Annotated in this window: 22 protein-coding genes; 7 read left to right on the top strand and 15 right to left on the bottom strand. The window is 69.9% G+C overall.

The window, feature by feature from the left end; translation table 11 throughout:
- Positions 1–16: 16 nt before the first annotated feature.
- The 9 genes from FHY06_RS33395 to FHY06_RS33355 all read right to left on the bottom strand — a co-directional run bounded on the left by FHY06_RS33395 (position 17) and on the right by FHY06_RS33355 (position 12,027).
- Positions 17–1,774, bottom strand: coding sequence for an acyl-CoA dehydrogenase family protein (locus tag FHY06_RS33395; protein ID WP_184607565.1), 1,758 nt, complete (start codon positions 1,772–1,774; stop codon positions 17–19).
- A gap of 25 nt (positions 1,775–1,799) precedes the next feature.
- Positions 1,800–3,545, bottom strand: coding sequence for a tannase/feruloyl esterase family alpha/beta hydrolase (locus tag FHY06_RS33390; RefSeq protein ID WP_019656134.1), 1,746 nt, complete (start codon positions 3,543–3,545; stop codon positions 1,800–1,802).
- Positions 3,546–3,588: 43 nt separating this feature from the next.
- Positions 3,589–4,323, bottom strand: a complete 735-nt coding sequence (locus FHY06_RS33385) for an ABC transporter ATP-binding protein (protein WP_184607564.1) — start codon at positions 4,321–4,323, stop codon at positions 3,589–3,591.
- 1 nt (position 4,324) lies between these two features.
- Positions 4,325–6,136, bottom strand: a complete 1,812-nt coding sequence (locus FHY06_RS33380; RefSeq protein WP_019656132.1) for a branched-chain amino acid ABC transporter ATP-binding protein/permease — start codon at positions 6,134–6,136, stop codon at positions 4,325–4,327.
- Between the two features lie 162 nt (positions 6,137–6,298).
- Positions 6,299–7,339, bottom strand: coding sequence for a branched-chain amino acid ABC transporter permease (locus FHY06_RS33375; RefSeq protein WP_184607563.1), 1,041 nt, complete (start codon positions 7,337–7,339; stop codon positions 6,299–6,301).
- Between the two features lie 44 nt (positions 7,340–7,383).
- Complete coding sequence (locus tag FHY06_RS33370; RefSeq protein WP_184607562.1) at positions 7,384–8,520, bottom strand: ABC transporter substrate-binding protein; 1,137 nt, start codon at positions 8,518–8,520, stop codon at positions 7,384–7,386.
- Positions 8,521–8,578: 58 nt separating this feature from the next.
- Complete coding sequence (locus FHY06_RS33365) at positions 8,579–9,355, bottom strand: SDR family NAD(P)-dependent oxidoreductase (RefSeq protein ID WP_126184577.1); 777 nt, start codon at positions 9,353–9,355, stop codon at positions 8,579–8,581.
- Between the two features lie 42 nt (positions 9,356–9,397).
- Positions 9,398–11,257: a feruloyl-CoA synthase gene (locus tag FHY06_RS33360; protein WP_184607561.1), complete on the bottom strand. Its 1,860-nt coding sequence runs from the start codon at positions 11,255–11,257 to the stop codon at positions 9,398–9,400.
- Positions 11,254–12,027 carry a crotonase/enoyl-CoA hydratase family protein gene (locus FHY06_RS33355; RefSeq protein ID WP_019656127.1) on the bottom strand — a complete coding sequence of 258 codons (774 nt, stop codon included), beginning with the start codon at positions 12,025–12,027 and terminating at the stop codon, positions 11,254–11,256. The genes FHY06_RS33360 and FHY06_RS33355 overlap by 4 nt, the downstream gene beginning before the upstream one ends.
- A 103-nt stretch (positions 12,028–12,130) precedes the next feature.
- Here FHY06_RS33355 and FHY06_RS33350 point away from each other — a divergent pair, with 103 nt between their 5' ends.
- Positions 12,131–13,027: a 4-hydroxyphenyl-beta-ketoacyl-CoA hydrolase gene (locus FHY06_RS33350; protein WP_019656126.1), complete on the top strand. Its 897-nt coding sequence runs from the start codon at positions 12,131–12,133 to the stop codon at positions 13,025–13,027.
- On the opposite strand, the gene FHY06_RS33345 is transcribed toward FHY06_RS33350, so the two are convergent.
- Complete coding sequence (locus tag FHY06_RS33345) at positions 13,016–13,912, bottom strand: MurR/RpiR family transcriptional regulator (protein WP_260310855.1); 897 nt, start codon at positions 13,910–13,912, stop codon at positions 13,016–13,018. The two genes, FHY06_RS33350 and FHY06_RS33345, sit on opposite strands and share 12 nt — an antisense overlap.
- A gap of 114 nt (positions 13,913–14,026) precedes the next feature.
- Here FHY06_RS33345 and FHY06_RS33340 point away from each other — a divergent pair, with 114 nt between their 5' ends.
- Together FHY06_RS33340 and FHY06_RS33335 are read left to right on the top strand one after the other, a co-directional pair.
- Positions 14,027–15,022: a Bug family tripartite tricarboxylate transporter substrate binding protein gene (locus tag FHY06_RS33340; RefSeq protein ID WP_184607560.1), complete on the top strand. Its 996-nt coding sequence runs from the start codon at positions 14,027–14,029 to the stop codon at positions 15,020–15,022.
- Between the two features lie 7 nt (positions 15,023–15,029).
- Positions 15,030–15,980: a M14 family metallopeptidase gene (locus FHY06_RS33335; protein WP_126184574.1), complete on the top strand. Its 951-nt coding sequence runs from the start codon at positions 15,030–15,032 to the stop codon at positions 15,978–15,980.
- Between the two features lie 28 nt (positions 15,981–16,008).
- Here the strand turns inward: FHY06_RS33335 and kefC are convergent, their stop codons facing one another.
- Together kefC and kefF are read right to left on the bottom strand one after the other, a co-directional pair.
- Positions 16,009–17,898 (bottom strand): glutathione-regulated potassium-efflux system protein KefC, encoded by a 1,890-nt coding sequence (gene kefC / locus FHY06_RS33330; RefSeq protein ID WP_184607559.1) that lies wholly within the window; start codon positions 17,896–17,898, stop codon positions 16,009–16,011.
- Entirely contained in the window at positions 17,899–18,660 is a 762-nt protein-coding gene (gene kefF, locus FHY06_RS33325; RefSeq protein ID WP_184607558.1) for a glutathione-regulated potassium-efflux system oxidoreductase KefF, read from the bottom strand.
- A gap of 100 nt (positions 18,661–18,760) precedes the next feature.
- On the opposite strand from kefF, the gene FHY06_RS33320 reads away from it, so the two are divergent.
- Both FHY06_RS33320 and FHY06_RS33315 read left to right on the top strand, forming a co-directional pair.
- Entirely contained in the window at positions 18,761–19,381 is a 621-nt protein-coding gene (locus FHY06_RS33320; protein ID WP_184607557.1) for a ParA family protein, read from the top strand.
- A 78-nt stretch (positions 19,382–19,459) separates the two neighbouring features.
- Complete coding sequence (locus FHY06_RS33315; RefSeq protein ID WP_019656119.1) at positions 19,460–19,930, top strand: MaoC family dehydratase; 471 nt, start codon at positions 19,460–19,462, stop codon at positions 19,928–19,930.
- A gap of 36 nt (positions 19,931–19,966) precedes the next feature.
- On the opposite strand, the gene FHY06_RS33310 is transcribed toward FHY06_RS33315, so the two are convergent.
- The 3 genes from FHY06_RS33310 to FHY06_RS33300 form a co-directional block, all read right to left on the bottom strand.
- Entirely contained in the window at positions 19,967–20,260 is a 294-nt protein-coding gene (locus FHY06_RS33310) for a DUF4148 domain-containing protein (RefSeq protein WP_019656118.1), read from the bottom strand.
- 130 nt (positions 20,261–20,390) lie between these two features.
- The gene (gene trmL / locus FHY06_RS33305; RefSeq protein ID WP_184607556.1) at positions 20,391–20,852 is read right to left on the bottom strand and encodes a tRNA (uridine(34)/cytosine(34)/5-carboxymethylaminomethyluridine(34)-2'-O)-methyltransferase TrmL; all 462 of its coding nucleotides are present in this window, start codon (positions 20,850–20,852) and stop codon (positions 20,391–20,393) included.
- Positions 20,853–20,886: 34 nt separating this feature from the next.
- Positions 20,887–21,612, bottom strand: coding sequence for a ComF family protein (locus FHY06_RS33300; RefSeq protein WP_184607593.1), 726 nt, complete (start codon positions 21,610–21,612; stop codon positions 20,887–20,889).
- A 41-nt stretch (positions 21,613–21,653) separates the two neighbouring features.
- On the opposite strand from FHY06_RS33300, the gene FHY06_RS33295 reads away from it, so the two are divergent.
- Positions 21,654–22,571 carry a class I SAM-dependent methyltransferase gene (locus FHY06_RS33295; RefSeq protein ID WP_184607555.1) on the top strand — a complete coding sequence of 306 codons (918 nt, stop codon included), beginning with the start codon at positions 21,654–21,656 and terminating at the stop codon, positions 22,569–22,571.
- 240 nt (positions 22,572–22,811) lie between these two features.
- The gene (locus FHY06_RS33290) at positions 22,812–23,288 is read left to right on the top strand and encodes a DUF2244 domain-containing protein (protein WP_020723207.1); all 477 of its coding nucleotides are present in this window, start codon (positions 22,812–22,814) and stop codon (positions 23,286–23,288) included.
- Positions 23,289–23,318: the final 30 nt, after the last annotated feature.

Here is a 23,318-nt window from a genome sequence, read left to right as displayed (position 1 = left end):
CGAATGCCCGGAGTGGCTAGTTGGAGACACCGGCACCGGGCGCGGCCGCCTGGGCCGCATGTGTCAGCGCCACCGTCTCGCAGGAGCGCTTGATGATGCCCATGCGCATCTCGAACTCCGGCAGCACCCAGCGCCGGAAGGCGGCGCCCGCGCGGGCTCTGGCCGCATCCTGCGGCGCCGCAGCCTCGATGCGCGCCCAGGCCCACGCCATCAGCGCGAGCATGGTCACGCGCAGGTAGTCGTCGGCCACCTCGTACGGCAGCACCGGGTTGGCATGCGCCGCCATCGCGATGGTGGTGCCCATGTAGCGCAGCTGCGCCAGCCGGCGCTGCACGTCGGCGTCGGCCTCGCGAGAGGCGTCCAGCGTGTCGCGCAGTTCCAGCAGCACGGCCGACATGGCGGCGCCGGCGTCCGGCAGCACCTTGCGCACGAGCAGGTCGATGGCCTGGATCTCGTTGGTGCCCTCGTAGATCATGGTCACCCGCGAGTCGCGCACGATCTGCTCGATGCCCCACTCGCGCACGTAGCCGTGGCCGCCGAAAACCTGCAGGCACTCGCTCGCGCCGTGGAAGGCCTGGTGCGTGCACGCGGCCTTGAGCACCGGCGTGACCAGCGAGCACCAGCGCTGTGCGCGCTCGCGGGCCTTGGGGTCGGCGTCGTGTTCGGCCACGTCGAGCATCAGCGCGCTGCGATAGGCGATGGCGCGCGCGCCGTCGATCCAGGCGCGCTGCGTGTCGAGGATGCGGCGCACCGCCGGGTGCTCCGCTATCAGGTCGGCGCTCTCGCCGCCGCGGCTGGCGGGCACGGGGCCCGGCGCGCGCATCTGGCGGCGCTCGGCGGCATAGGCGTCGGCCTTCTGCCAGGCCGCGTCGAGCAGGCCGATGCCCTGCAGCGCGACGTGCAGCCGCGCCGAATTCATCATCACGAACATCGCGGCCAGCCCACGGCCCGGTTCGCCGACCAGCCAGCCGGTGGCCTCGTCGAAGCGCATGCTGCAGGTGGGGCTGCCGTGCAGGCCCATCTTTTCCTCGATGCGCTCGCAGTGCACCGCATTGCGCGTGCCGTCGGGCAGCACCTTGGGCACCAGTGCGAGGGACAGCCCCTTGGGCCCGGCCGGCGCATCGGGCAGGCGGCACAGCACGAGGTGGACGATGTTCGGCGTCAGGTCGTGCTCGCCGCCGGAGATGAAGATCTTGCTGCCGCTCACCCGCAGGCTGCCGTCGGCTTGCGGGACCGCGCGCGTGCGCACCTGTCCCAGGTCGCTGCCCGCGTGGGCCTCGGTGAGGCACATGGTCGCGAGCCATTCGCCGGTCGCGATCTTCTGCAGGTAGCGCTGCTTCAGCTCCTCGCTGCCGTGGTGCTTGAGGCAGGCGTACGCGCCATGCAGCAGGCCCGGCGCCATCGTGAGCCCATGGTTGGCCGCGGCCAGCCATTCGTAGAGCACTGCTTCCAGCACCGCCGGCAGGCCCTGGCCGCCGTCTTCCTGCGCGGCCGAGAGAGCGGGCCAACCGCCGTCGACGAAGGCCTGATACGCCTCGCGGAAGCCCGGCGGCGAGACGACTTCGCCGTCCGAGAAGCGACAGCCGATCTCGTCGCCTTCGCGGTTGATCGGCGCGACCACTTCGCCGACGAATCGACCCGCCTCCTCGAGCACCTGCGACTGCAGCGCCTCGTCGACTTCGGCAAAGGGCGCGAGCGCGGCAAGGCGCGCGGGGGCGTCGAGCACCGCGTTCAGCAGGAAGCGGATGTCGTCGGGGCGGGGCTGGTAATCCATCGGAGGCTCGTTAGCTAACTAGATATCAGGGTGTCGGCAGCTTGCACGCGAAGCTGCCCGCGCGCTCGGTGTCGCCGCCGGTGTAGGTGGCGACCTGGGGGTAGGGGCACAGCGGCCGCGTGCGTTGCGCGGCCCAGCCTGCGGGCACTTCGGCGTTGGGCACCGGCGTGCCCGCGCCGCGCGCCGCGGCGGTGACGGACGCGGGCGCCTTGCCCTGCTCGACCCAGTCGACCAGCGCGCTCAGCATGTCGAACTGGTCGGTGGCCGGGCCGCCTGCGCAATGGTTCATGCCGGGCACGGGGAAGTAGCGCGCGAACGAGGAGGCATCGCCGCCGTTCGCCGCCTGCACGCGCTCGTACCAGGCCTGCGTGTCGTCGGAGGAGAACACCGGGTCGCTGGTGCCGTGGTAGACGATCATGCGGCCGCCGCGCTCGCGCAGTGCGCCCAGGTTGGCTGCGTCGGGCGGCGTCATGAACGACAGCGCCGATTCGCGGAACACGCCGTCGGTGGCGGCGATGCGCGGGGCGTCGCGGTCCATGTCGAAGCCCAGCGCGAAGGGCAGGCCCTGCGGCCGGTCGGCCAATGGCGGCGTGCTGAAGATGAAGCCGACCGCGCCCGCGTCGCGCGTCGGCGGGCTCGCGAACTTCCACTCGCGCCAGTTGGCGCCGCTCACGCCCGCATCGAACGGGAAGCTGCTGTAGATCGGCTGGCCCGCGCCGTTGCGCGCGCCCTTGAACACGTTGGCGAGCGCGTTCTTCTGCGGCGCGCTCAGGCACATGCCGTCGCGCGTGCCCGCGGCGCAGGTCGGCACGTCGCGCTGGATGTCGAAGCGCGTGCGGCAGGCGTTGACGTTCGACACGATGCCGTCGGCGATGCCGTCGAGCGCGTCGCAGCGCTGCAGCACCTTGTCGGCCACCAGCTTCAGCTCGGCGGGCGTGAAGGCGCTCTGCAGGTCGGGCTGTCCGGCGGGCGTCTTCGCACTGGCCACCGCCGCGTACTGCTGCGCGCCGTAGAGCTGCGCCACCGCCGCCTTCGGCAGGTTGAAGCCGGGGTCGCCCGCGAGCACGCCGTCGTACTGGCCGGCCGAGCGCACGGCGGCCACCATCGCGTGCCGGCCGCCGTTGGAGCAGCCGCCGATGTACGAGCGGTCGGGGCCGCGGCCGTAGGCCTTGGCGATCAGGTTCTTGGCCATCGGCGTGAGCTGCGCGACGGCGTTGTAGCCGTAGTCCAGCCGCGCCTGCGGATCGAGCCCGAAGCGCGGGCCCATCGAGCCTGCGTGGCCGGCGTCGGAACTGATGACGGCGAAGCCCATCTGCAGCGCGCTGCTGCGCGGTCCGCCGCCGCCGATGCCGCCGAGCGCGGGCACCACCACGCCGTCGAGCCCGCCGTTGGCCTGGTAGAAGAAGCGGCCGTTCCAGGCGACCGGCAGCCGCATCTCGAAGCCGATGGCATAGCGCTGGCCGTCGACGGGGCTTGTGCGCTCGTTCATGCGGCCCTGCACGAGGCAGTGCGCGGGCGCCGCCATCGCGACGCCGCCGACCGTGACGGTGCCGGCCGGCACCTCGGTGGCCGATGTGTAGACGGTGCCGGGCAGCACCGCGCGGGCGGCGAGGTCGGTGCAGGACTGCAGCGTGCCCGGCCGTGCGGCCGCCAGCGGCGCATGCGCGGCCGGCGGCGCGGTGGACCGGCTCGCGCAGGCCGCGAGCAGCGCGGCGGCGCCGAGCGCGGTCGCGCACAGGGCAGGGTGGAAGCGGCGCTGGGGCTTCTTCATGCGGTGGTCTCCTTGCCGCGCCAATCGCGGCGTTGTCGTTCGTTCAGGCGGCCTTCTTCGCGGCGCCCAGGTAGGTGTCGATCACGCGCGAGTCGACGGCCAGCTTCCTGGCCTCGCCTTCGAGGCTGACGCTGCCCATCTCGAGCACGTAGCCGTGGTCCGCCACCTCGAGCGCGGCGCGCGCGTTCTGCTCCACCAGCAGGATGGTCACGCCGGTGGCGCGCAGGGCCTCCACGGTGCGGAAGATCTCCTGCACCACCAGCGGAGCCAGCCCGAGGCTGGGCTCGTCGAGCATCAGCAGCGTGGGACGCGACATCAGCGCGCGGCCCACCGCCAGCATCTGCCGCTCGCCGCCCGAGAGCGTGCCGGCCAGCTGCGCGCGGCGCTCCTTCAGGCGCGGGAACAGCGTGTAGACCTCGTCGATGCGGTCGCGCCACTGGCGGTTGCGCATCCGCACCTGGCGGAAGGCGCCGAGCACGAGGTTGTCTTCCACCGGCATGGTGCCGAACAGCTCGCGCTTCTCTGGCACCAGCGCGATGCCGAGCATCACGCGCTCCTCGAGCGACAGCCCGTTGACCGGCTGGCCCTTGAACTCGATCACGCCCTTGGAAGGCAGAACGCCCATCAGCGCATTGAGCAGCGTGGACTTGCCCGCGCCGTTCGGCCCGATCACCGTGACCACGCTGCCCTGGCCGGCCTGCAGGTCGATGCCGTGCAGCACCTCGGCGCGGCCGTAGCCTACGTGCAGGTCGCGGATGCGAAGCAGGGGTGTCGTCATGTCAATGTTCCGTTCCCAGGTACGCCGCGCGCACCTTGTCGCTCGCCTGCACCTCGGCGGGCGTGCCCTCCATCAGGTGCGTGCCGAATTCCATCACCACGATGTGGTCGCAGATGTCCATCACCAGTCCCATGTCGTGCTCGACCAGCAGGATGCTCATGCCCTCGCCGCGCAGCTGGCGCAGCACCTTGCCGAGCGCTTCCTTCTCCTTGTGGCGCAGGCCGGCGGCGGGCTCGTCGAGCAGCAGCAGGGCCGGGTCGGCGCACAGGGCGCGCGCGATCTCCAGCAGGCGCTGCTGGCCCATCGCGAGATTGCCCGCGAGCTCGTGCAGCAAGGCGCCCATGCCCACGCGCTGCAGCTGGCGCTCGGCCTCGCGGAACAGCGCGCGCTCCTCGGCGCGGTCGATGCGCAGCATGGCGGCGACGGCGCCCCTGCGACCGCGCAGGTGCGCGCCCAGCGCCACGTTCTCCAGCACCGTCATGTCCGCCACCATCTTCACGTGCTGGAAGGTGCGCGACACGCCGCGCTGCGCGATCTGCCGCGCGCCCAGCCCGCCGATGGCCTCGCCGCGGAAGCTCACCGCGCCGCCCGAGAGCCCGAGCACGCCGGTGATCAGGTTGAAGGTGGTCGACTTGCCCGCGCCGTTCGGCCCGATCAGGCCGACGATCTGGCCGGCGCGCGTCTGGAAGCTGATGTCGTTCACGGCCACCAGGCCGCCGAAGGTCTTGCGGATCGCGCGCACGTCGAGCACCACCTCGCCGGCCGCCGGCCTGGCGCGTGCCGGCAGGTCGCCGGCATCGTGCCAGTCGACCGCGCGGCGCGGACGCGGCAGGCGGCGGTCGACGAAGGCCCAGAGCCCGTCGGGCAGGTACTTGAGCACCAGCACGATCATGATGCCGAAGACGATCAGCTCGTAGCTGCCGGCCGTGCCGATCAGCTTGGGCAGCAGCACCTGCAGCTGGTCTTCGAGCTGCTTGACCACGCCCGCGCCGGCGATCGCGCCCCACACGTGCGCCGCTCCGCCGAGCACCGCCATGAACAGGTACTCGATGCCCATCTTCAGTCCGAATGGCGACGGATTCACCGTGCGCTGGAAGTGCGCGAACAGCCAGCCCGAGACCGATGCGAAGAGCGCCGCCAGCACGAAGATGCCGATCTTGAAGCGCAGCGTGTTCACGCCCATGGCCTCGGCCATCTGCGAGCCGCCGGCCAGCGCGCGGATGGCGCGGCCGCTGCGCGAGTCGAGCAGGCGGATCACGGCAAAGGCCGCGAGCAGCGCGAAGATCCAGACCACCGCATAGAACATGCGCTGCTGGCCGATCTCGAAGCCGAACACCGTGAGACCCTTCACGCCGAGGATGCCGTCGTACTTGCCCAGCGCCTCCAGGTTGCCCATGAGGTAGTACAGCGACAGCGCCCAGGCGATGGTGGCCAGCGGCAGGTAGTGGCCCGACATGCGCAGCGTGATCGCGCCGATGATCGCCGCGCTGACGCCCGTGAGCGCCAGCCCGATGAAGAGCGTGACCCAGGGCGACAGCCCGGTGTTCACCGTGAGATAGGCGGTGGTGTAGGCGCCGATGCCCACGAAGGCCGCCTGCCCGAACGAGGTGAGGCCGCCCACGCCGGTGAGCAGCACCAGGCCCAGCACAGGCAGCGTGTAGATGCCGACGTAGTTGAGCTGGATGATCCAGAAGTCGGGCAGCGGCAGCAGCGGCAGCGCGATGAGCACCAGCACCAGCGCCAGCGGGCCCCAGGTGCGCAGCGCGCTCTTGTCGGGTGCACTGGCCGTCGAGGAATTGAGGAGCGCTTCCATGTTCAGATGCCCCTCACGGTGCGCATCGCACACGATCCACTCACGCGGCATGGCCGATGCGGGGAACACCGCGGAACCGGCTTTGCCGGGCCGCAGGTGTCGCCCCCAGCAAGGGGGTTGGCGAAGCGACACGAAGTGCGCGAAGCCTGGGGGAGTTTCATTTCAATGTTCCTCGTCCGAATGGCCGCTCTTCAGCGAGCGCCACAGCAGCACCGGCAGGATGATGGTGAACACGATCACTTCCTTGAACGAACTGGCCCAGAAGGAGCCGAAGGCCTCGATCACTCCCACGGCCAGCGCGCCGACCAGCGCGCCGGGGTAGCTCGCCAGGCCCGCGATCACGCCGGCCACGAAGCCCTTCAGGCCGATGAGGAAACCCGAGTCGTAGAACACCGTGGTGGTCGGCCCGATCAGCAGCCCCGAGAGCGCGCCGATCAGCGCCGCCATCGCGAAGGTGAGCTGTCCGGCCACCTGGGTCGAGATGCCCATGAGCCGCGCGCCCAGCCGGTTCACCGCCGTGGCGCGCAGCGCCTTGCCGTACAGGCTGCGCTCGAAGAACAAATACAGCAGCACGATCAGCGCGGCCGACATGCCGAAGATGATGAGCGCCTGCCCGCTCACGTTGAGCGGCCCGAGCGCCATGCGCTCGTCCCAGAACGGCGGGTTGCGGAAACCCTCCGCGCCGAAGAAGAGCAGGCCCAGGCCGGTCATCGCGAAGTGCACGCCCACCGAGACGATCAGCAGCACCAGCGAGCTCGCGCCCGCCAGCGACTGGTAGGCCACGCGGTACACCAGCGGCCCGAAGGCCGTGACGATGAACACCGTGAGCAGCGCCTGCACGCCGATGGGCAGGTTGCGCGGGCCGGCCCAGGCCGAGATCGCGCAGATGACGGCCGGCGCCGCGAAGGTGCGCAGCGCGGCCTTCAGCCCGGCGGCCGCGCTGCCGGCGTGGCGCCAGGTGACGACCAGGTCCATCAGCGCCGCGACGCCGGCCAGGATGAGCAGCAGCCACACCGTGCCCGGCGTCTTGCCGGTCTGGAAGATCGCCAGCGTCAGCGCGCCGTACGCCACGAATTCGCCCTGCGGGATGAAGATGACACGGGTCACCGTGAAGACGAGCACGATGCCCATGCCCAGCAGGGCATAGATCGCGCCATTGGTGAGGCCGTCCAGCGCCAGGATGCTGGCGATCGAGAAATCCATGGCGTATGCGCGATGTTGGCGGTGCGGATGTGAAGAAGAGGGGATTACTGCTCGACCTTGAACGCGCCGTTCACCACCTTGAGCATCACGCCGGTCTCGGTCGTGTAGCCCCAGTGGTCCTGGGCGGTCCAGTTCAGCACGCCGTGCGCGAGCACGGTGCGGCCCATGCCTTCGAGCGCGTCGCGCAGCGCGGCGCGGAACTCCGGCGTGCCGGGCTTGGCCTTCTTGAGCGCAACCGGCACGGCCTTCTCGAGCACCGTGAGCGCGTCGGCCGCATGGCCGGCGAACTGGTTGCGCGAGCCGGGGCCGTAGGCCTTCTCGTAGCCCTGCACGAAGGCGACGGCGGCGGCCTTCGAGGGATGGCTGTCGGGCAACTGCTCGGCCACGGTGGCGGGGCCCGAGACCACGAAGGTTCCCTCGGCATCCTTGCCGGCGGTGCGCATCAGGTCCTGCGTGGCGGCGGCGTGCGTCTGGTAGACCTTGCCCTTGTAGCCGCGCTCCATCACCGCCTTCTGCGGCATGCCCGCGCCGCTGCCCGAGGCCACGATCAGGATCGCGTCGGGGTTGGCCGAGGTGAGCTTGAGCACCTGCCCGGTCACGCTGGTGTCGGCGCGCGCGAAGCGCTCGGTGGCGACGATCTTGATGCCGTTCTTGGCGGCTTCGGCGGTGAGCGCCTTGAGCCACAGCTCGCCGTAGGCGTCGGTGTAGCCGAGGAAGCCGACCGTCTTCACGTTCTGCTTCTTCATGTGGGCGATCACCGCGTAGGCCATCACGTCGTTCGACTGCGGCAGGCGGAAGAACCACTTGTCCTTGCCCGGCGGCAGCCCGGCCGGCGCAGTCGACAGCTGCGGCGTGCCCGACTCGGCAGTCACGTCGGCCATCGGGATCGCGACGGGCGTGGCGCTGGAGCCGATGATGATGTCGGCCTTGTCCTCGGTGACCAGGCGCTGCGCGTCCTTCACGCCGGTGGTCGGGTCGGTGGCGTCGTCGAGCACCACCACCTTGAGCGTTTCGCCCGCGATGGTCTTCGGCCAGATGGCGATGCCGTTCTTCACTGGAATGCCCAGGCCCGAGGCCGGGCCGGTGAGCGGCTGCACCACGCCCACGGTGATGTCGGCATGGGCGAGGCCCATGGCCATGAGCGCCAGCACGGCGGCGAGGGTGGTCTTCTTGAAGGTCATCGGTGTCTCCTGGGTACGTTGTGAAGCGGGCGGAACGAACGCGAAAAGGGAAAGGGCCTCAGCGCGGCGCCATGCGCAGCGCGCCGTCGAGGCGGATCACCTCGCCGTTGAGGTGGCCGTTGGTGACGATGTGGCAGGCCAGCTCGGCGAACTCCGAGGGCTTGCCCAGCCGCGGCGGGAAGGGGATGGACGCGGCCAGCGAGTGCTGCACCGCCTCGGGAAGCTCCAGCAGCAGCGGGGTGGCGAAGAGGCCCGGCGCCACGGTGCACACGCGGATGGCGTGTTGCGCGAGGTCGCGCGCCATCGGCAGCGTCATGCCCACCAGGCCGCCCTTGGAAGCGCTGTAGGCCTGCTGGCCCACCTGGCCGTCGAAGGCGGCGACCGAGGCGGTGAAGAGCATCACGCCCTTCTCGCCTTTTTCATCGCCGTTGTCGAGCGCCGGCAGCTTCGCGCAGCGCGCGGCGAACAGGCGCGCCATGTTGTAGCCGCCGATCAGGTTGATGTTGACCACGCGCACGAAGTCTTCGAGCGGCGCGGGATTGCCGTCCTTGCCTACGATGCGCTTGGCACTGCCGATGCCGGCCACGTTCATCAGGATGCGGGCGGTGCCGTGGGCGGCCTCGGCCTTGTCGAGCGCGGCGTTCACGCTGTCGGTGTCGGTGATGTCGCAGACGCACGCGACGCCGCCGATCTCGGAGGCCACCTTCGCGGCGAGTTCGGCATTGCGGTCGAGCACGGCGACCTTCGCGCCCAGCCGCGCGAGCTCGCGCGCGGTGGCTTCGCCCAGGCCCGATGCGCCGCCCGTAACCAGTGCTGCTTGTCCTTCGATCTTCATTTGTCTCGTCTCCAGGAATGTCCAGAAAGGTGGGGAAAAGGCTCAGCGGGGCTTCAGGGTGAAGGGCAGGCTGCCGTCGTGCATCGCCTCGGCCAGCGCGGCGCGGTGCTTGAGCACGGAACGCTGGTTGATGGAGCCCTTGTCGGTGACCTCGCCCTTGTCGATGGACGGCGGCTCGGCCATCAGGTGCAGCCGCGCGATGCGGTTGGCGCTGCCGGTGGCGCCGGCGGCCAGCGTGTCGACCACCTGCTGGAAGTGCGCCTGCACGGGCACGCTCTCGAGCACCTCGCGCATGGTGGCGTCGGCCGGCAGGCCGGCGAGCTCGCGCACCTTCTGCGTCGGGAAGATGAGCGCGCCCACTTCCTTCAGGTTGATGCCGGTCAGCACCGCGTCCTGCACATAGGGCGCGCCGGCCGCGATGATCTTCGCGCGCATCGGGCCCACGCTCACGAAGGTGCCGGTCGCGAGCTTGAAGTCTTCGGCGATGCGGCCGTCGAAGCGCAGGCCGCGGTGGATGTTGCCCTCGTCGATCCACTTCACCGCGTCGCCGGTGGAGAAGAAGCCTTCCTCGTCGAAGGCCTCGGCCGTGGCCTCGGGCGCGCGCCAGTAGCCCGGCGTGATGTTGGGGCCGCGGTAGCGCACCTCGGTCTTGCCGTCGACCTCGATCAGCTTGAGCTCGATGCCCGGCGCAGGCAGGCCCACGTCGCCCGACTTCACGTCGGGCCCGGTCACGTACAGCGCGAAGGGGCCCGATTCGGTCATGCCCAGGCCGGTGCCCATGACGATGCGCTCGCCCACTTCGGCCTCCTGCGTGCGGTGCAGGCTGTCCCACACCGGCTGCGAGAGCGCCGCACCCGAATAGAAGAACATCTTCACGCGCGACAGCAGGTTGCCGCGCAGCACCGGGTCGGTCTCCATGGCCTGCGCGATGGCCTCGAAGCCGGTGGGTACGTTGAAGTAGATGGTGGGCGCGATCTCGCGCAGGTTGCGCAGCGTCTCGGCCATGCCGGCGGGCGTGGGCTTGCCGTCGTCGATGTAGAGCGTGCCGCCGTTGTCCAGCACGATGCCCACGTTGTGGTTGCCGCCGAAGGTGTGGTTCCAGGGCAGCCAGTCGACCAGCACGGGCGGCTCGTCGCCCAGTGCGGGGATCGACTGGCGCAGCTGCTGCTGGTTGGCGCACCACATGCGGTGCGTGTTGATCACGGCCTTGGGCATCTTGGTCGAGCCCGAGGTGAAGAGGAACTTGGTGATGGTGTCGGGGCCGGTGGCGCGCATCGCCGCGTCGATGGCGGGCGTGGCAGGCGTCGAGGCGAGGGCGCTGAACGGCGTGACCGGCCGGTCGTCGAGCCGGCCGTCGGCCAGCACGACCTCGGTGCCGGCGGGCACGACCGCCGCGATGGCCTTGGCGAAACGCGCCGCGTCGCTCGCGAACACGAGGCCGGGCGTGAGCGTGTCGAAGACGTGGCGCAGCTTCTCGAAATCCTGGCTCACCAGGGAGTAGGGCGGCGACACGGGGCAGTAGGGCACGCCGGCGTAGAGGCAGCCCAGCGCCATCAGCGCATGCTCGATGCCGTTCTCGCTGAGGATCGCGACCGGGCGGTCGGCGCTCAGGCCGCGGTCCAGCAGGGCCTGTCCGATGCCGCGTGCTTCTTCGAGCGCCTGCGCGTAGCTCACGCGCAGCCATTCGCCGGTGCTGCCGTCGGCCAGCCGTTCGCGGCGGGCGATGAAGGTGCGATCGGGCTCGCGCTCGGCCCAGTAGGCGAGGCGGTCGGTCATGCGCTCGCGATAGGGGGCGAGCGGCGTCTCGGCGCTCAGGTATTGCGTGCCCGGCGCGCCGTCGCGCAGCACCGCGCGGGTGACGCCGAAGACCAGCGGGCGGTAGCGGACGGCGGGGTTGCTCATCCCTTGCTCACTTTCGCGCCGCGTCCTTCGAGGAAGTCGCGCACGCGCTGCTTGGCTTCGGGCGCGGCCTGCGTGATGCCGGAGATCAGCGCCTCGGTGAAGAAGCCGTGATCGGCCGACTGCTCGGCGATGCGCGGCAGGGCGTGCATCAGCGCGTAGTTGGTCAGCGGCGCGTTGGTGGCCACGCGCTTGGCGAGCTCGAAGGCCTTGTCGAAGGCCTGGCCCTCGTCGACGAGGTACTGCGCGAAGTTGGCGCGCTCGCCGTCCTCGGCGTTGTAGACGCGGCCGGTCATCATCATGTCGGTCATGCGGGCCACGCCGATCAGCTTGGGGATGCGCACCGAGCCGCCGCCGCCCACGAAGATGCCGCGCGAGCCTTCGGGCAGCGCGTAGAAGGTGGTGCGGTCGGCCACGCGGATGTGGCAGGCGCTGGCCAGCTCGAGCCCGCCGCCGACCACCGCGCCGTGCAGCGCTGCGATCACCGGCACCGGGCCGTGCTGGATCAGGTCGAGCGCGGCGTGCCACATGCGCGAGTGCTGCATGCCCTGGCCGGCGTCGCGCTCCTTCAGCTCGCTCAGGTCGAGGCCGGCGCAGAAGTGCGGGCCCTCGCCGTCGATCACCGCTGCGCGCACGCTGGACGGCAGCTTCTCGAAGGTGTCGCGCAGCGCGAGGATCAGTCCGTCGGACAGCGCGTTGCGCTTGGAGCCGCGCGTGAGGCGGACGATGGCGACTTCGTCGCGGATGTCGAGTTGGAGGTCTGGATTGGTCATGATGGGGTCCGGGGTTGCGTCGAATTATGGTTATGGGAAATAATCAATTCAAGGAATTTGGAGCCCCAAGGACCTAGGGACTTACCCGTACCGGAGACAAGACATGGACCATCAGAACCTGATCGCGATCGACATCCACACCCACGCAGAAGTCAGCTGCTGGAACCCGTTCGACAACTACGGCGAGGAATACGACCGCGCGGCCGACAAGTACTTCGGCTCCAGCGGCCGGCCCACCATTGCGGAGAGCGTCGCGTACTACCGCGAAAGAAAGATCGGCCTGGTGATGTTCATGGTCGATGCCGAATCGAACATGGGCCGCCGCCGCATCCCGAACGAGGAGATCGCCGAGGCCGCAAGGAACAACAGCGACATCATGATCGCCTTCGGCAGCGTCGATCCGCACAAGGGCAAGATGGGTGCGCGCGAGGCGCGCAGGCTCATCGAGGAGCACGGCGTGAAGGGCTTCAAGTTCCATCCCACGGTGCAGGGCTACCACCCCTACGACCGCATGGCCTGGCCCATCTACGAGGTGATCGCCGAATACGGGCTGCCGGCCATCTTCCACACCGGCCACAGCGGCATCGGCTCGGGCATGCGCTGCGGCGGCGGTCTTCGGCTCGAATACAGCAACCCGATGCACCTGGACGACGTGGCCATCGACTTCCCCGACATGCAGATCGTCATGGCCCACCCCAGCTTCCCCTGGCAGGACGAGGCACTGAGCGTGGCCACGCACAAGCCCAACGTGTGGATCGACCTGTCGGGCTGGAGCCCCAAGTACTTCCCGAAGCAGCTCGTGCAGTACGCCAACACGCTGCTGAAGGACCGCGTGCTCTTCGGCAGCGACTACCCGCTCATCACGCCCGACCGCTGGATGCGCGACTTCGAGAACGCGGGCTTCAAGCCGGAGGTGATGCCCGGCATCCTCAAGGGCAACGCGATGCGGCTCCTGCGGCTGGATGCCGCGCCGGCCGCACCCGCGGCATCAGCCGGCTGATGCCGCCTTGCGCGAACGGCCGGCCTGTGCGGCCGAGTCGTTCCAGTGCTGCTCCCACAAGGCGTCGCCGCGTTCGAGCGCGGCGCCCAGTTCCTTCTTGCGCCGCTGCACGACTGCGGTGACCAGCGCGTTGCACAGCGAGAGCGCCGCCGTGTACGAATCGAAGGGCGACGCGCTCGACGTGCGCACCAGCATCACGTGATCGGCCGCCGAGGCCGCAGCGACCGAGGGGCCGTCGGTGATGACGATGACCTTGGCGCCCTTTTCCCTGAAGTACCTGGCGGCGCGCGCGGTGGCGAGCCCGTGGCGCCTGAACGTCAGGGCCAGCAGCACGTCGTGCTCGCCGATCCACAGCAGCTGGTCTTCCATGAGCAGCGGGCCGCCGCCGTTCATCGGGCGGACGTCTGGCAGGCACATGTTCAGGTGCAGCGTCAGATGGCCGGCCAGCGCAGCGGCATGCCGCTGGCCGGTCACGTGCACGCGCGCCTTGCGCTGCGTGAGCATCCGCACGGCACCCTCGAAGGCCGCGACGTCGAGCGCCGCGAAGGTCGAGGCCAGGTTGTGCTGGTCGTGCAGCAGCGCGTTGGCAAGGCAGGTGCGCACGGACGTGTCGTCGGCGATGACGGCGTCCGCGCGCGTGGCCGGTGACGACAGCCGCGCGGTGACCTCCGAGCGCGCCTCGATCTGCGCATCGGCATAGCTGGGATAGCCCAGCTTGGCCAGCAGCCGCACCACGGTGGAGGCGCTGGTGCCCACCTTCTTTGCAAGACTCGTTGCAGATTCGAGAAGGCCCTGGGGGTAGCGCGTCTGCAGTTCGTCGATCAGGCGCTGCTCGCTCCTGGTGAGCTTCCTGCCGTAGCCCGCGATGCGTTGGTTCAGATTCATGGTCGGGGCATTCTGCATGCGCAGCCGGGTTGCGCCTGATTTTGCAATGGTCATTGCAAAAACTAAATCGTCTTGCAACAATGCGCGCACTTTCTATTGCACGACAGGACGCCCATGGAACCCCTCTTCGCCGCCGCGGCACTGCGCCGCCGCGAGCTCCTCGCTGCCGGCCTCGCGTCGGTGCTGCCGCTGGCGGCGCACGCGCAGGCCTGGCCCTCGCGGCCGGTCACGCTGGTGGTGCCGTTCCCGCCGGGCGGCTCGGTGGACCTGATCGCGCGGCTCTACGCCGATCCGCTCGCGAAGGCGCTGGGCACGCCGGTCGTCATCGACAACCGCGCGGGTGCCGGCGGCTCCATCGCCAGCGCACAGGTGGCGCGCGCCAAGCCCGATGGCTACACGCTGGTCGCGTCGTCGCAGAGCTCGCACCTGGCCAATCCCCTGACCCAGCCCAATCCGGGCTACGACCCGATCAAGGACTTCGCGTCGATCAGCCAGCTCTCGCGCTCGATCAACGTGCTGCTGGTCAACCCGGCGGTGCCTGCGAAGAACTTCAAGGAGTTCGTCGCGCTGGTGAAGTCGCGTCCCGGCGAGCTCAACTTCTGCAGCGCGGGCCCCGGCAGCATGGGGCAGCTCAACGTGGAGCTGATGAAGTCGCAGCTGCAGCTCAACGCGACGCACGTGCCCTATCGGGGCGGCGGCCCGCTGGTCACCGCGCTGATCTCGAACGAAGTGCAGTTCGGCCTCGACAACCTCGCGCCCTTCCTGCCGCTTATCCAGTCCGGCAAGCTGCGCGCGCTGGCCGTGGCCGCGCCCGCGCGCGTGGCGGCGCTGCCCGACATCCCGACCTTCGCGGAGCTGGGCCATCCGGTGCTCAACACCACCTCGTGGATCGGCATCGCCGCGCCTGCCAGGACGCCGCCGGAGATCGTCGCGACGCTGCACAAGGCGGTGCGCTCGGTGGCCGATCAGCCCTCGATGGCCGAGGCGCTGCAGTCGCGCGGCGCATTGCCGCCCGAGGTGCAGTCGCCCGAGCAGTTCACCGCCATGATGTCGGAGCGCCTCGCGGTCTACGGCGACCTGGTCCGGCGAGCCGGTATCCGCGGGGAATGAGCGCCGCATGACCGAGTCATCGTTCGCGCCCGACACCGCCCCGCTGGAGGTGCTGCCGCGCGACCTCTCCGCCTACAGGCAGGGCAACACCGGCATCGACTACGTGCACCGTTTCGAGTCCGGCCGGCCGGGGCCGCACGTGCTCGTCAACGCGCTGACCCACGGCAACGAGATCTGCGGCATGGTGGCCGCCACGCACCTGCTGGACACCGGCGTGCGCCCGCGGATCGGCACGCTCACGGTCAGCTTCGCCAACGTGGAGGCCTACGAGGCCTTCGACATCGACAAGCCCTACGAGAACCGCCAGCTGGTGCACAACCTCAATCGCATCTGGTCGAAGGCCATGCTAGAGGGCACCGGGCAGAGCCCCGAACTGCGCCGCGCGCGCGAGCTGCGCCCGGTGCTGGACGCCGCCGACTACGTGCTCGACATCCATTCGACCCGCGCACCGGTGCAGCCCTTCTGGGTCTATCCGGAGTTCGATCGCAACGCCGGGCTGGCGCTGGCCATCGGCGATCCGCTGGTGCATCTGGTGATGCCGGTGGGCGGCGCGCCGGGTACCGGCTTGACGGCCTACGGCCGCCATGGCGAGGAGGGCGTCGACGGCAGCGCCGTGGTCGTGGAATGCGGCCAGCATTTCAGCCAGTCGGCGGCCGACCTGGCGACCGACGTGACGCTGCGCTTCCTTGCGCACCTGGGGCTGGTCGAGCCGCCGCCAGGCGCCGCGGCGAAGGCGCCGGCGCGGCGCTTCCGGCTGCTCGAAGTGCACATGGTGAAGACCGAGAGCTTCAGCTTCGCGCGGCCGGTGCTGGGCTTCGAAGTCTTCCGCAAGGGCGAGCTGATCGCGACCGACGCGGGCCAGGAGATCCGCTCGCCCTGCGACGACTGCACGATCTTCATGCCCACGCGCGCGCCGCTGGTGGGACGCGAAGGCGTCTATCTGACGGTGCCGCTCTAGCCGGGCTGCCTGCCGCGGCGCAGCCTGTTCAGGGAACCGGCTGCGATTCCCGCCCTGGTTGCGGCGTTTCCGGTTCCGCTTCGGTTTCTTCCTCCAGCGCATCCCAGTCGCGCCCGAGCCGCCGGCGGCGCTCCTCGCGCTCGCGCGCCATCTGCTCCTCGAACTGCTGGCGGCCCGCCTTGTTGGCGGCGATCAGCTTGGCGCGGTCCTTGTAGTGCGGGTAGATCTCGTTGCTGAGCTCGATGTTTCGGCGGCGGAAGCGCATTGCCGATTCGCGCGCCTCGGAGGCCGGCCAGCCCAGCGCCTCGAGCGTGGCTCGCGCGCTGCGCAGCGAAGACTCGAACACCTCGCGCTCGACCTCCGTCACGCCGCGGTCGCGCAGCTGGAACAGGTGCGTCACGTTGCGTGCCCTGGCGATGATGCGGGCCTGCGGGAAGTTCTCCTTCACCAGGTCGACGATCTCCAGCGACTGCTCGATGTCGTCCACCGCCACCACGATCACCTTGGCCGTTCCCGCTCCCGCGGTGCGCAGCAGGTCGAGCCGCGTCGCGTCGCCGTAGAAAACGCGAAAGCCGAACTGCCGCAGGCCTTCGACGGTGTCGGCGTCGTGGTCGAGCACCGTCACGCGCAGGCCCTGCGACATCAGCATGCGACCGACGATCTGGCCGTAGCGGCCGAAGCCGCAGATCAGCACCTTGGCGTCCTGCTGCTCCGAGATCTCTTCGAGCTTCGTGCCCGTGTTGCGGCTGTAGCGCGGCAGCACGAACCTGTCGAGCAGCACCAGAAGGAGCGGCGACAGCAGCATCGACAGCGCCACCGCGCCGATCAGCAGCGAGGTGACCTCGGGCGGCAGCACGTCGGGCCCCGCCGCCTGGAACACCACGAAGGCGAACTCGCCGCCCTGCGCGAGCAGCAGCGTGAACACCGGCCGCTCCTGGTAGGCGATGCCCATCGCCTTGGCAAGCGCATAGATCACCACCAGCTTGATGGCCACGAAGCCGACCACCAGCATCGCCATGATCCAGGGGCTCGCCATCAGCACGCCGAAGTTGATCGACATGCCCACCGCGATGAAGAACAGGCCCAGCAGCAGTCCCTTGAAGGGCTCGATGTCGGTCTCGAGCTCGCGCCGGTATTCGCTCTCGGCCAGCAGCACGCCGGCGAGGAAGGCGCCCAGCGCCATCGACAGGCCCACCAGCTGCATCAGCGCCGCGATGGCCACCACCAGCAGCAAGGCGGCGGCGGTGAAGATCTCGGGCGTGTCGCTGCGCGCGATCCAGCGCAGGATGGGGCGCAGCAGCAGCCGGCCGCCGAGGATGATGCCGCCGATCACGCCGATGATCTTGGCCGCTTCCAGCGCGCGCTCCAGCCCGGTGATCGACTGCTCGGCCGCGGTGGCGCCGGCCAGCAGCGGCAGCAGCGCGAGGATCGGGATGGCCGCCACGTCCTGGAACAGCAGGATCGAGAAGCCGGCCTGCCCGCTGGGCGTCTTCAGCAGGTTGCGCTCGCCGAACACCTGCAGCGCGATCGCGGTGGACGACAGCGCAAGGCCCAGCGCGGCCACCAGCGACACGCGCCAGCTGGCACCAACGGCGCAGCCGACCGCGAACAGCACGGCGGCGCAGCTCAGCACCTGTGCCGTGCCCCAGCCGAAGATGGGGCGGCGCAGGTTCCACAGGCGCTTGGGCTCGAGCTCCAGGCCCACGAGGAAGAGCATCAGCACCACGCCGAACTCGGCGAAGTGCAGCACGTCCTCGACCCTGGAGACCAGCCCCAGGCCCCAGGGCCCGATGGCGATGCCGGCCACGAGGTAGCCGATGATCGAGCCCAGGCCCAGGGCCTTCGACAGCGGCACCACCAGCACGGCGGCGCTCAGGTAGATCAGGCTGTTGGTCAGCCAGGCGGGTGCGTGTTCCATTCAGGCCGCCTTCCCGTTGCCGTCCGCGGATGCGGTGGAGGCAGTGGTGCTGGCCAGCCCGTGGACCATCGCCGCGCGGAATGCGTCGGAGACCACCTTGCCGACCTCGTCGTTGTCGGCCGGCCGGTCGCTCTCGGGCACGGGGCAGGCGATGCAGGCGTCGATCTCCTCGACCTCGGGCCAGTCGGGGTAGCTGCCCAGCCGCTCGGCGAAGGTCTCGACGTGCGCCTTCACCGCCGCCTCGCCGGCGCTGCGCGCGCCGTAGAAGATCATCGGCGGCAGGAAGCGCATGCCGCACAGCGCCGCGGTCTGCTCGTAGGGCGGCAGGAAGGCGTCGAAGAAGTAGCGATGGTAGTTCTGAGGGTGGTAGCTCGCTTCGGGGCTGCCCGTGGTGGCTACCAGCCAGAGGTCCTTGCCCTGCAGGGCGGTGCCGCCTGGGCCGTAGGCCCAGCCGTAGGCGAGCACGTCGTCGACCCAAAGCTTCTGCAGCGCGGGCATCGAGTACCAGTGGATCGGATGCACCAGCACCACCAGGCTGGCCCTGGCGAGCCGGGCCTGCTCGGCCTCGACGTCGATGGCGAAGTCGGGGTAGGTGCCGTAGAGGTCGTTGACGTCGACCCCCGGCACGCCGCGCGCGGCGGCGAGCATGCGGCGGTTGACGCGCGAGTCGCGCCAGTGGGGGTGGGCGGCCAGCACGTAGATGCCGCCGGAGCCGCCTGCGGGGCTCCCGGCTGCGGTTCCCATGGATGTTGTTGTCGTCATCCCGCGAACATAGCTCAAGAGTGCGCCGGGGTGGGTTTCGCCGGGCATAAACGTCCTGCGACTACCATTCGCGCTGTTGCCGTTCTGGAGGAGTGCTTTTATGCCGGTGGTTCTGGTCGCCAATCCCAAGGGTGGCGTGGGCAAATCGACGATCGCGACGAACGTCGCGGGCTACTTCGCAAGCCGGGGCCACGCCGTGATGCTTGGCGACGTGGACCGGCAGCAGTCCTCGCGCCTCTGGCTGGGCCTGCGCCCGCCGGTGGCCCGGCAGATATCCACCTGGGAAGCCACCGGCGAAGGCGCCGTGGTGCGCCCGCCGCGCGGCACCACGCACGCCGTGCTCGACACCCCCGCCGGCCTGCACGGCTGGCGCTTCAAGGAAGTGCTGGCGCTGGCCGACCGCGTGATCGTGCCGCTGCAGCCCAGCATCTTCGACATCTACGCGACCCGAGATTTCCTCGACCGGCTGCAGGAGAACCGCCGCGCCGAGAAGACGAAGATCGGCCTCGTCGGCATGCGCGTGAACGCCCGCACGCTGGCGGCCGACCGGCTGCACGAGTTCATCGCGGGGCTGGGCGTGCCGGTGATCGGCGAGCTGCGCGACACGCAGAACTACGTGCAGCTCGCCGCGCGCGGGCTCACGCTGTTCGACATCGCGCCCGGCCGCGTGCAGCGCGACCTGGAGCAGTGGCAGCCGATCTGCGAATGGCTCGACGCCTGAGCCGCGCGACGGCTCCCGGTTTACCCTGACCCCGGTTGTCGCGAGGCCGACAGCCTCGCGGCGACCCCAGACGCCAGAATGCCCCGCATGACCAAGAAGACATTCCAGACCCTTCAGGATCTTGCCGCCTGCGTCGGCCAGGAAGTCGCCGTGAGCGACTGGATCGCCATCACGCAGGAGCAGGTCAACCAGTTCGCCGAGGCGACGGGCGACCACCAGTGGATCCACGTCGACATCGAGCGGGCCAAGGCCGGCCCCTTCGGCGGGCCGATCGCGCACGGCTTCCTCACGCTGTCGCTGCTGCCGCGCTTCTACGAGACGGCGCTGGACGTGGTCGAGTCGCGCATGGGCGTGAACTACGGCCTGAACAAGGTGCGCTTCATGTCGCCGGTGCCGGTGGGCAAGCGCCTGCGCGCGCGCATGAAGCTGCTGACGGCGGACCCCATTGCCGATGACGGCTTCCAGATGACCTGGGAAACCACCATCGAGCTCGAAGGCGCCGCCAAGCCGGCCTGCGTGGCCGAGTCGGTGGTGCGCCGCTACCGCTGAAGCGGCCGCGGCGTTCTTGCTTCTTTTTCTTTCTTCTTACATCCGGCGGTCGGTCACTTCGCCGTAGGTGGCCGCGCCCTGGCGCGTGATGCTGAGGGCGCTGGCGCGCACTGCGTCGCGGTCGGTTTCGCCGCTCCTGGCCTGCGTCACGCCGGTGCCGCCATTGCTGATACGAAGCGGCTGGCGCGCGTCGGCCTGCACTTGCGCGCGGGACAGCGTCGACTGGAAGGGGGCGGGCGGCAGCGGGTTCTGCTCTCCCTGGAAGGCCTGCGCGCTGCCGGCGAAGGCGAGCGTTGCGAGTGCGGCGAGAGCGATCGGCTTGGCGTTCATGGCGGGACTCCTTGGTACAGGGTGGATGGGATGAATGCCGGGCCGCCTTGCGGCCGGCATGTCTTCCATACGACGCGATTCGCCGAATGGATGTGTCCTGTCCCTGCTGCCGGAAGGGGCAGCCGCCGCCTCAGGCGAAGCCGTTCTGCCGCCAGGCCTCGAACACCGTCACCGCCACCGCGTTCGAGAGATTCAGGCTGCGCTGGCCATCGCGCATCGGCAGCCGCAGCCGCTGCGACTCGGGAAAGCCGTCGCGCAGCGCGGGTGGCAGCCCGCTGGTTTCCGATCCGAACACCAGCCAGTCGCCGGGCTGGAAGCGCACTTCGTGCACCGGGCGAGAACCGCGCGTGGTGAGTGCGAACATGCGGTCGGCGGCGGGCTGCTCGGCCGCGAGCAGGGCCGGCCAGTCGGCATGGCGCCTGACTTCGGCGTACTCGTGGTAGTCGAGGCCGGCGCGGCGCAGAAGGCGGTCGTCCATCGAGAAACCCAGCGGCTCAACGAGGTGCAGCTTGCAGCCGGTGTTGGCTGCGAGCCTGATCACGTTGCCGGTGTTCGGCGGTATTTCGGGGTGGACCAGGACGATATTGAACATCCGGCGATTGTCGGCGGGCCGGGGCGCCGGCATCTCAGCGCGGCGGATCGGTGCGGGCCAGCACGATCCCGGTGATGTGTGCCGCGCCGGCCTCGCGCAGCACACCCGCTGCAGCGAACAGCGAGGCGCCGCTGGTCATGACGTCGTCCACCAGCACGATGCGGCGGCCGCGCAGTTCGCGGGCGCGCAGCGGCTCCACCGCGAAGGCGCCGCGCAGGTTGAGCAGCCGGTCGGCGCGCGACAGGCCGCTCTGGGCGGTCGTTTCTCGAGTGCGAAGGAGCAGGCCGGCGTCTGCCTTCGAGGGCGCCAGGCGGCGTACCAGTTCGTGCGACTGGTTGAAGCCCCGCTCGCGCAGCCGGCCGGGCGCCAGCGGCATCGGCAGCACGATGTCGCTGGCCTCCAGTGCAGGCTCCACCCAGGGCGCACTGCGCAGCAGCGTGGCGAAGGGCCCGGCCCAGCCGGCCTCGCCGCGGAACTTGAATGCCGCGATGGCGTCCGGCCAGGGCCATGCATAGGTGCAGGCGGCCAGGCAGGCATCCAGCGGCGGCGGGCTCTTCACGCATTCGCCGCAGCGGCCGACACACTCGGGCAGGCGCAGCGCGCAGCCGCTGCAGCGCGAAACGGGCGGGGCGAAGCGGGCCACGCAGGCGTCGCACACCGGGCGCGACGGCCAGGCGCGGCAGACCGCGCACTGGCTGGGCAGCCGCGCGAGCAGCGAGGTGAAGAGGCCGGTCGGGCCGGAAGACGGGAAAGGCCACATGGCCCGGTGGCTGAGCATCGCCTCAATATACTCACGGCCCCATGGCCACCGACCCCGCAAGACGACCGCCGACCATCGATGCCACGGCGGCCGCCCGCTGGCGCCGGCTCGCGCCCGCCGACGGCGCCTCTCCCTGGCTGCACGAGGAAATCGGCCGCCGCATGGAAGACCGGCTGCAATGGATCAAGGCGCAGCCCCGCAGCTGGGCCGACTGGGCCCCGCTGCGCGGCGGCCTCGAGGCCCACGAACTCGTCGCCCGCCGCTACAAGGATGCGGCTTCCTACGTGATCGAACCCGAGGGCGCGCTGGCCCCGGCCACCGGCCAGGCGCTGGCCGCGCCGTGGTGGAGCGCGCGGCGCTGGCAGGCCGGCAAGCCGCGCTTCGAGGCACCGCCCGAAGACGGCGTCGACCTGCTCTGGGCCAACATGTCGCTGCACATGGCGGCCGACCCCGAGGCGCTGATCGCGCATTGGCATAAGCTGGTGGCGACCGACGGCTTCCTCATGTTCTCGTGCCTCGGCCCGGACACCGTGCGCGAGCTGCGTGCGCTGCATGCCCGCATGGGCTGGCCGGCCGCAGGCCACGAGTACACCGACATGCACGACTGGGGCGACATGCTGGTGCATGCCGGTTTCGCCGAGCCGGTGATGGACATGGAGCGCATCGTGCTGACCTGGGCCACGCCCGAGGCGGCGCTGGCCGAGCTGCGCACGCTGGGCCGCAACCTGCATCCGGCGCGCTTTCCTGCGTTGCGCGGCAAGGGCTGGCTGCAATCGCTGAAGAAGGCGCTGCCCGAATTCGCACCGGCGGAGGGCGGCGATGGACGCATCGCGCTGACCTTCGAGGTCGTCTACGGCCACGCCTTCAAGCCGGTGCCGCGCGTGTCGCTCTCGGCCGAGAGCGCGGTGTCGCTGCGCGAGATGCGATCGATGCTTCAGCGAGGCCGTCCGGGCGCCTGAACGATCGCGGTCGGCGCACCCGAAAAACGTGCCTCGAAAACGCCTGTCTCAGAGGGCGTTTCTTGCCTACTAGTAGTGACCCGTAGGCGTCTCACAGGGCACCCGGGCGCAGGTATCTACCCGCTACAATCCGCCGTTGCGTGAAACTCGCGGGTATTGTCCCGCGATCGAAGGGTGTCGGATCCTGTTCGTACGAGAGGGTTTGGCGACCGTCGACGCACCGATTTGCTGAACTCGCCCGTGTCGAATTCCGTGTTTCGATTTGCCACCGTTTCAGGTCAGAGCATCCACTGGTTCCTGAAGCGCAACTGCTCGGTGACGCCGAGCCAGCTGGGCTGGCTCTACGCATCGCTGTGCGTGGTATCTCTCGGCATCGGCACTCTGTTCTGGCTGCACGGTGCGCCCATGGTGCTGCCTTTTGCCTGGCTCGAACTGGCTGCTGTCGGGTTTGCCTTCATGGTCTACGCAAGGCATGCGACGGACGGCGAGAAGATCGCATTGCAGGAGGGACGTCTCGTCGTCGAGCTCGAGAACGGCGGGCACTACGAGCGCACGGAATTTCTTCCGCACCAGGTGCGGATCGAACCCCAGGCCGGCGATCGCTCGCTGATCGAGGTCTCGGGGCAGGGTCGATCGGTCAGGGTGGGGCGCTATGTACGCCCGGAGTTGCGTGCGGCCTTGGCCCGCGAGATTCGAATGGCGTTGCGTGGCGCCTGAGGAGACTTGCGCAGTGCTGCACGGTTGGGT

The organism is Variovorax atrisoli, assembly GCF_014195185.1.
Taxonomy (GTDB): domain Bacteria; phylum Pseudomonadota; class Gammaproteobacteria; order Burkholderiales; family Burkholderiaceae_C; genus Variovorax; species Variovorax atrisoli.
Note: the sequence above shows the minus strand (reverse complement) of the source record. Positions and strands in the feature narration are given on the sequence as shown.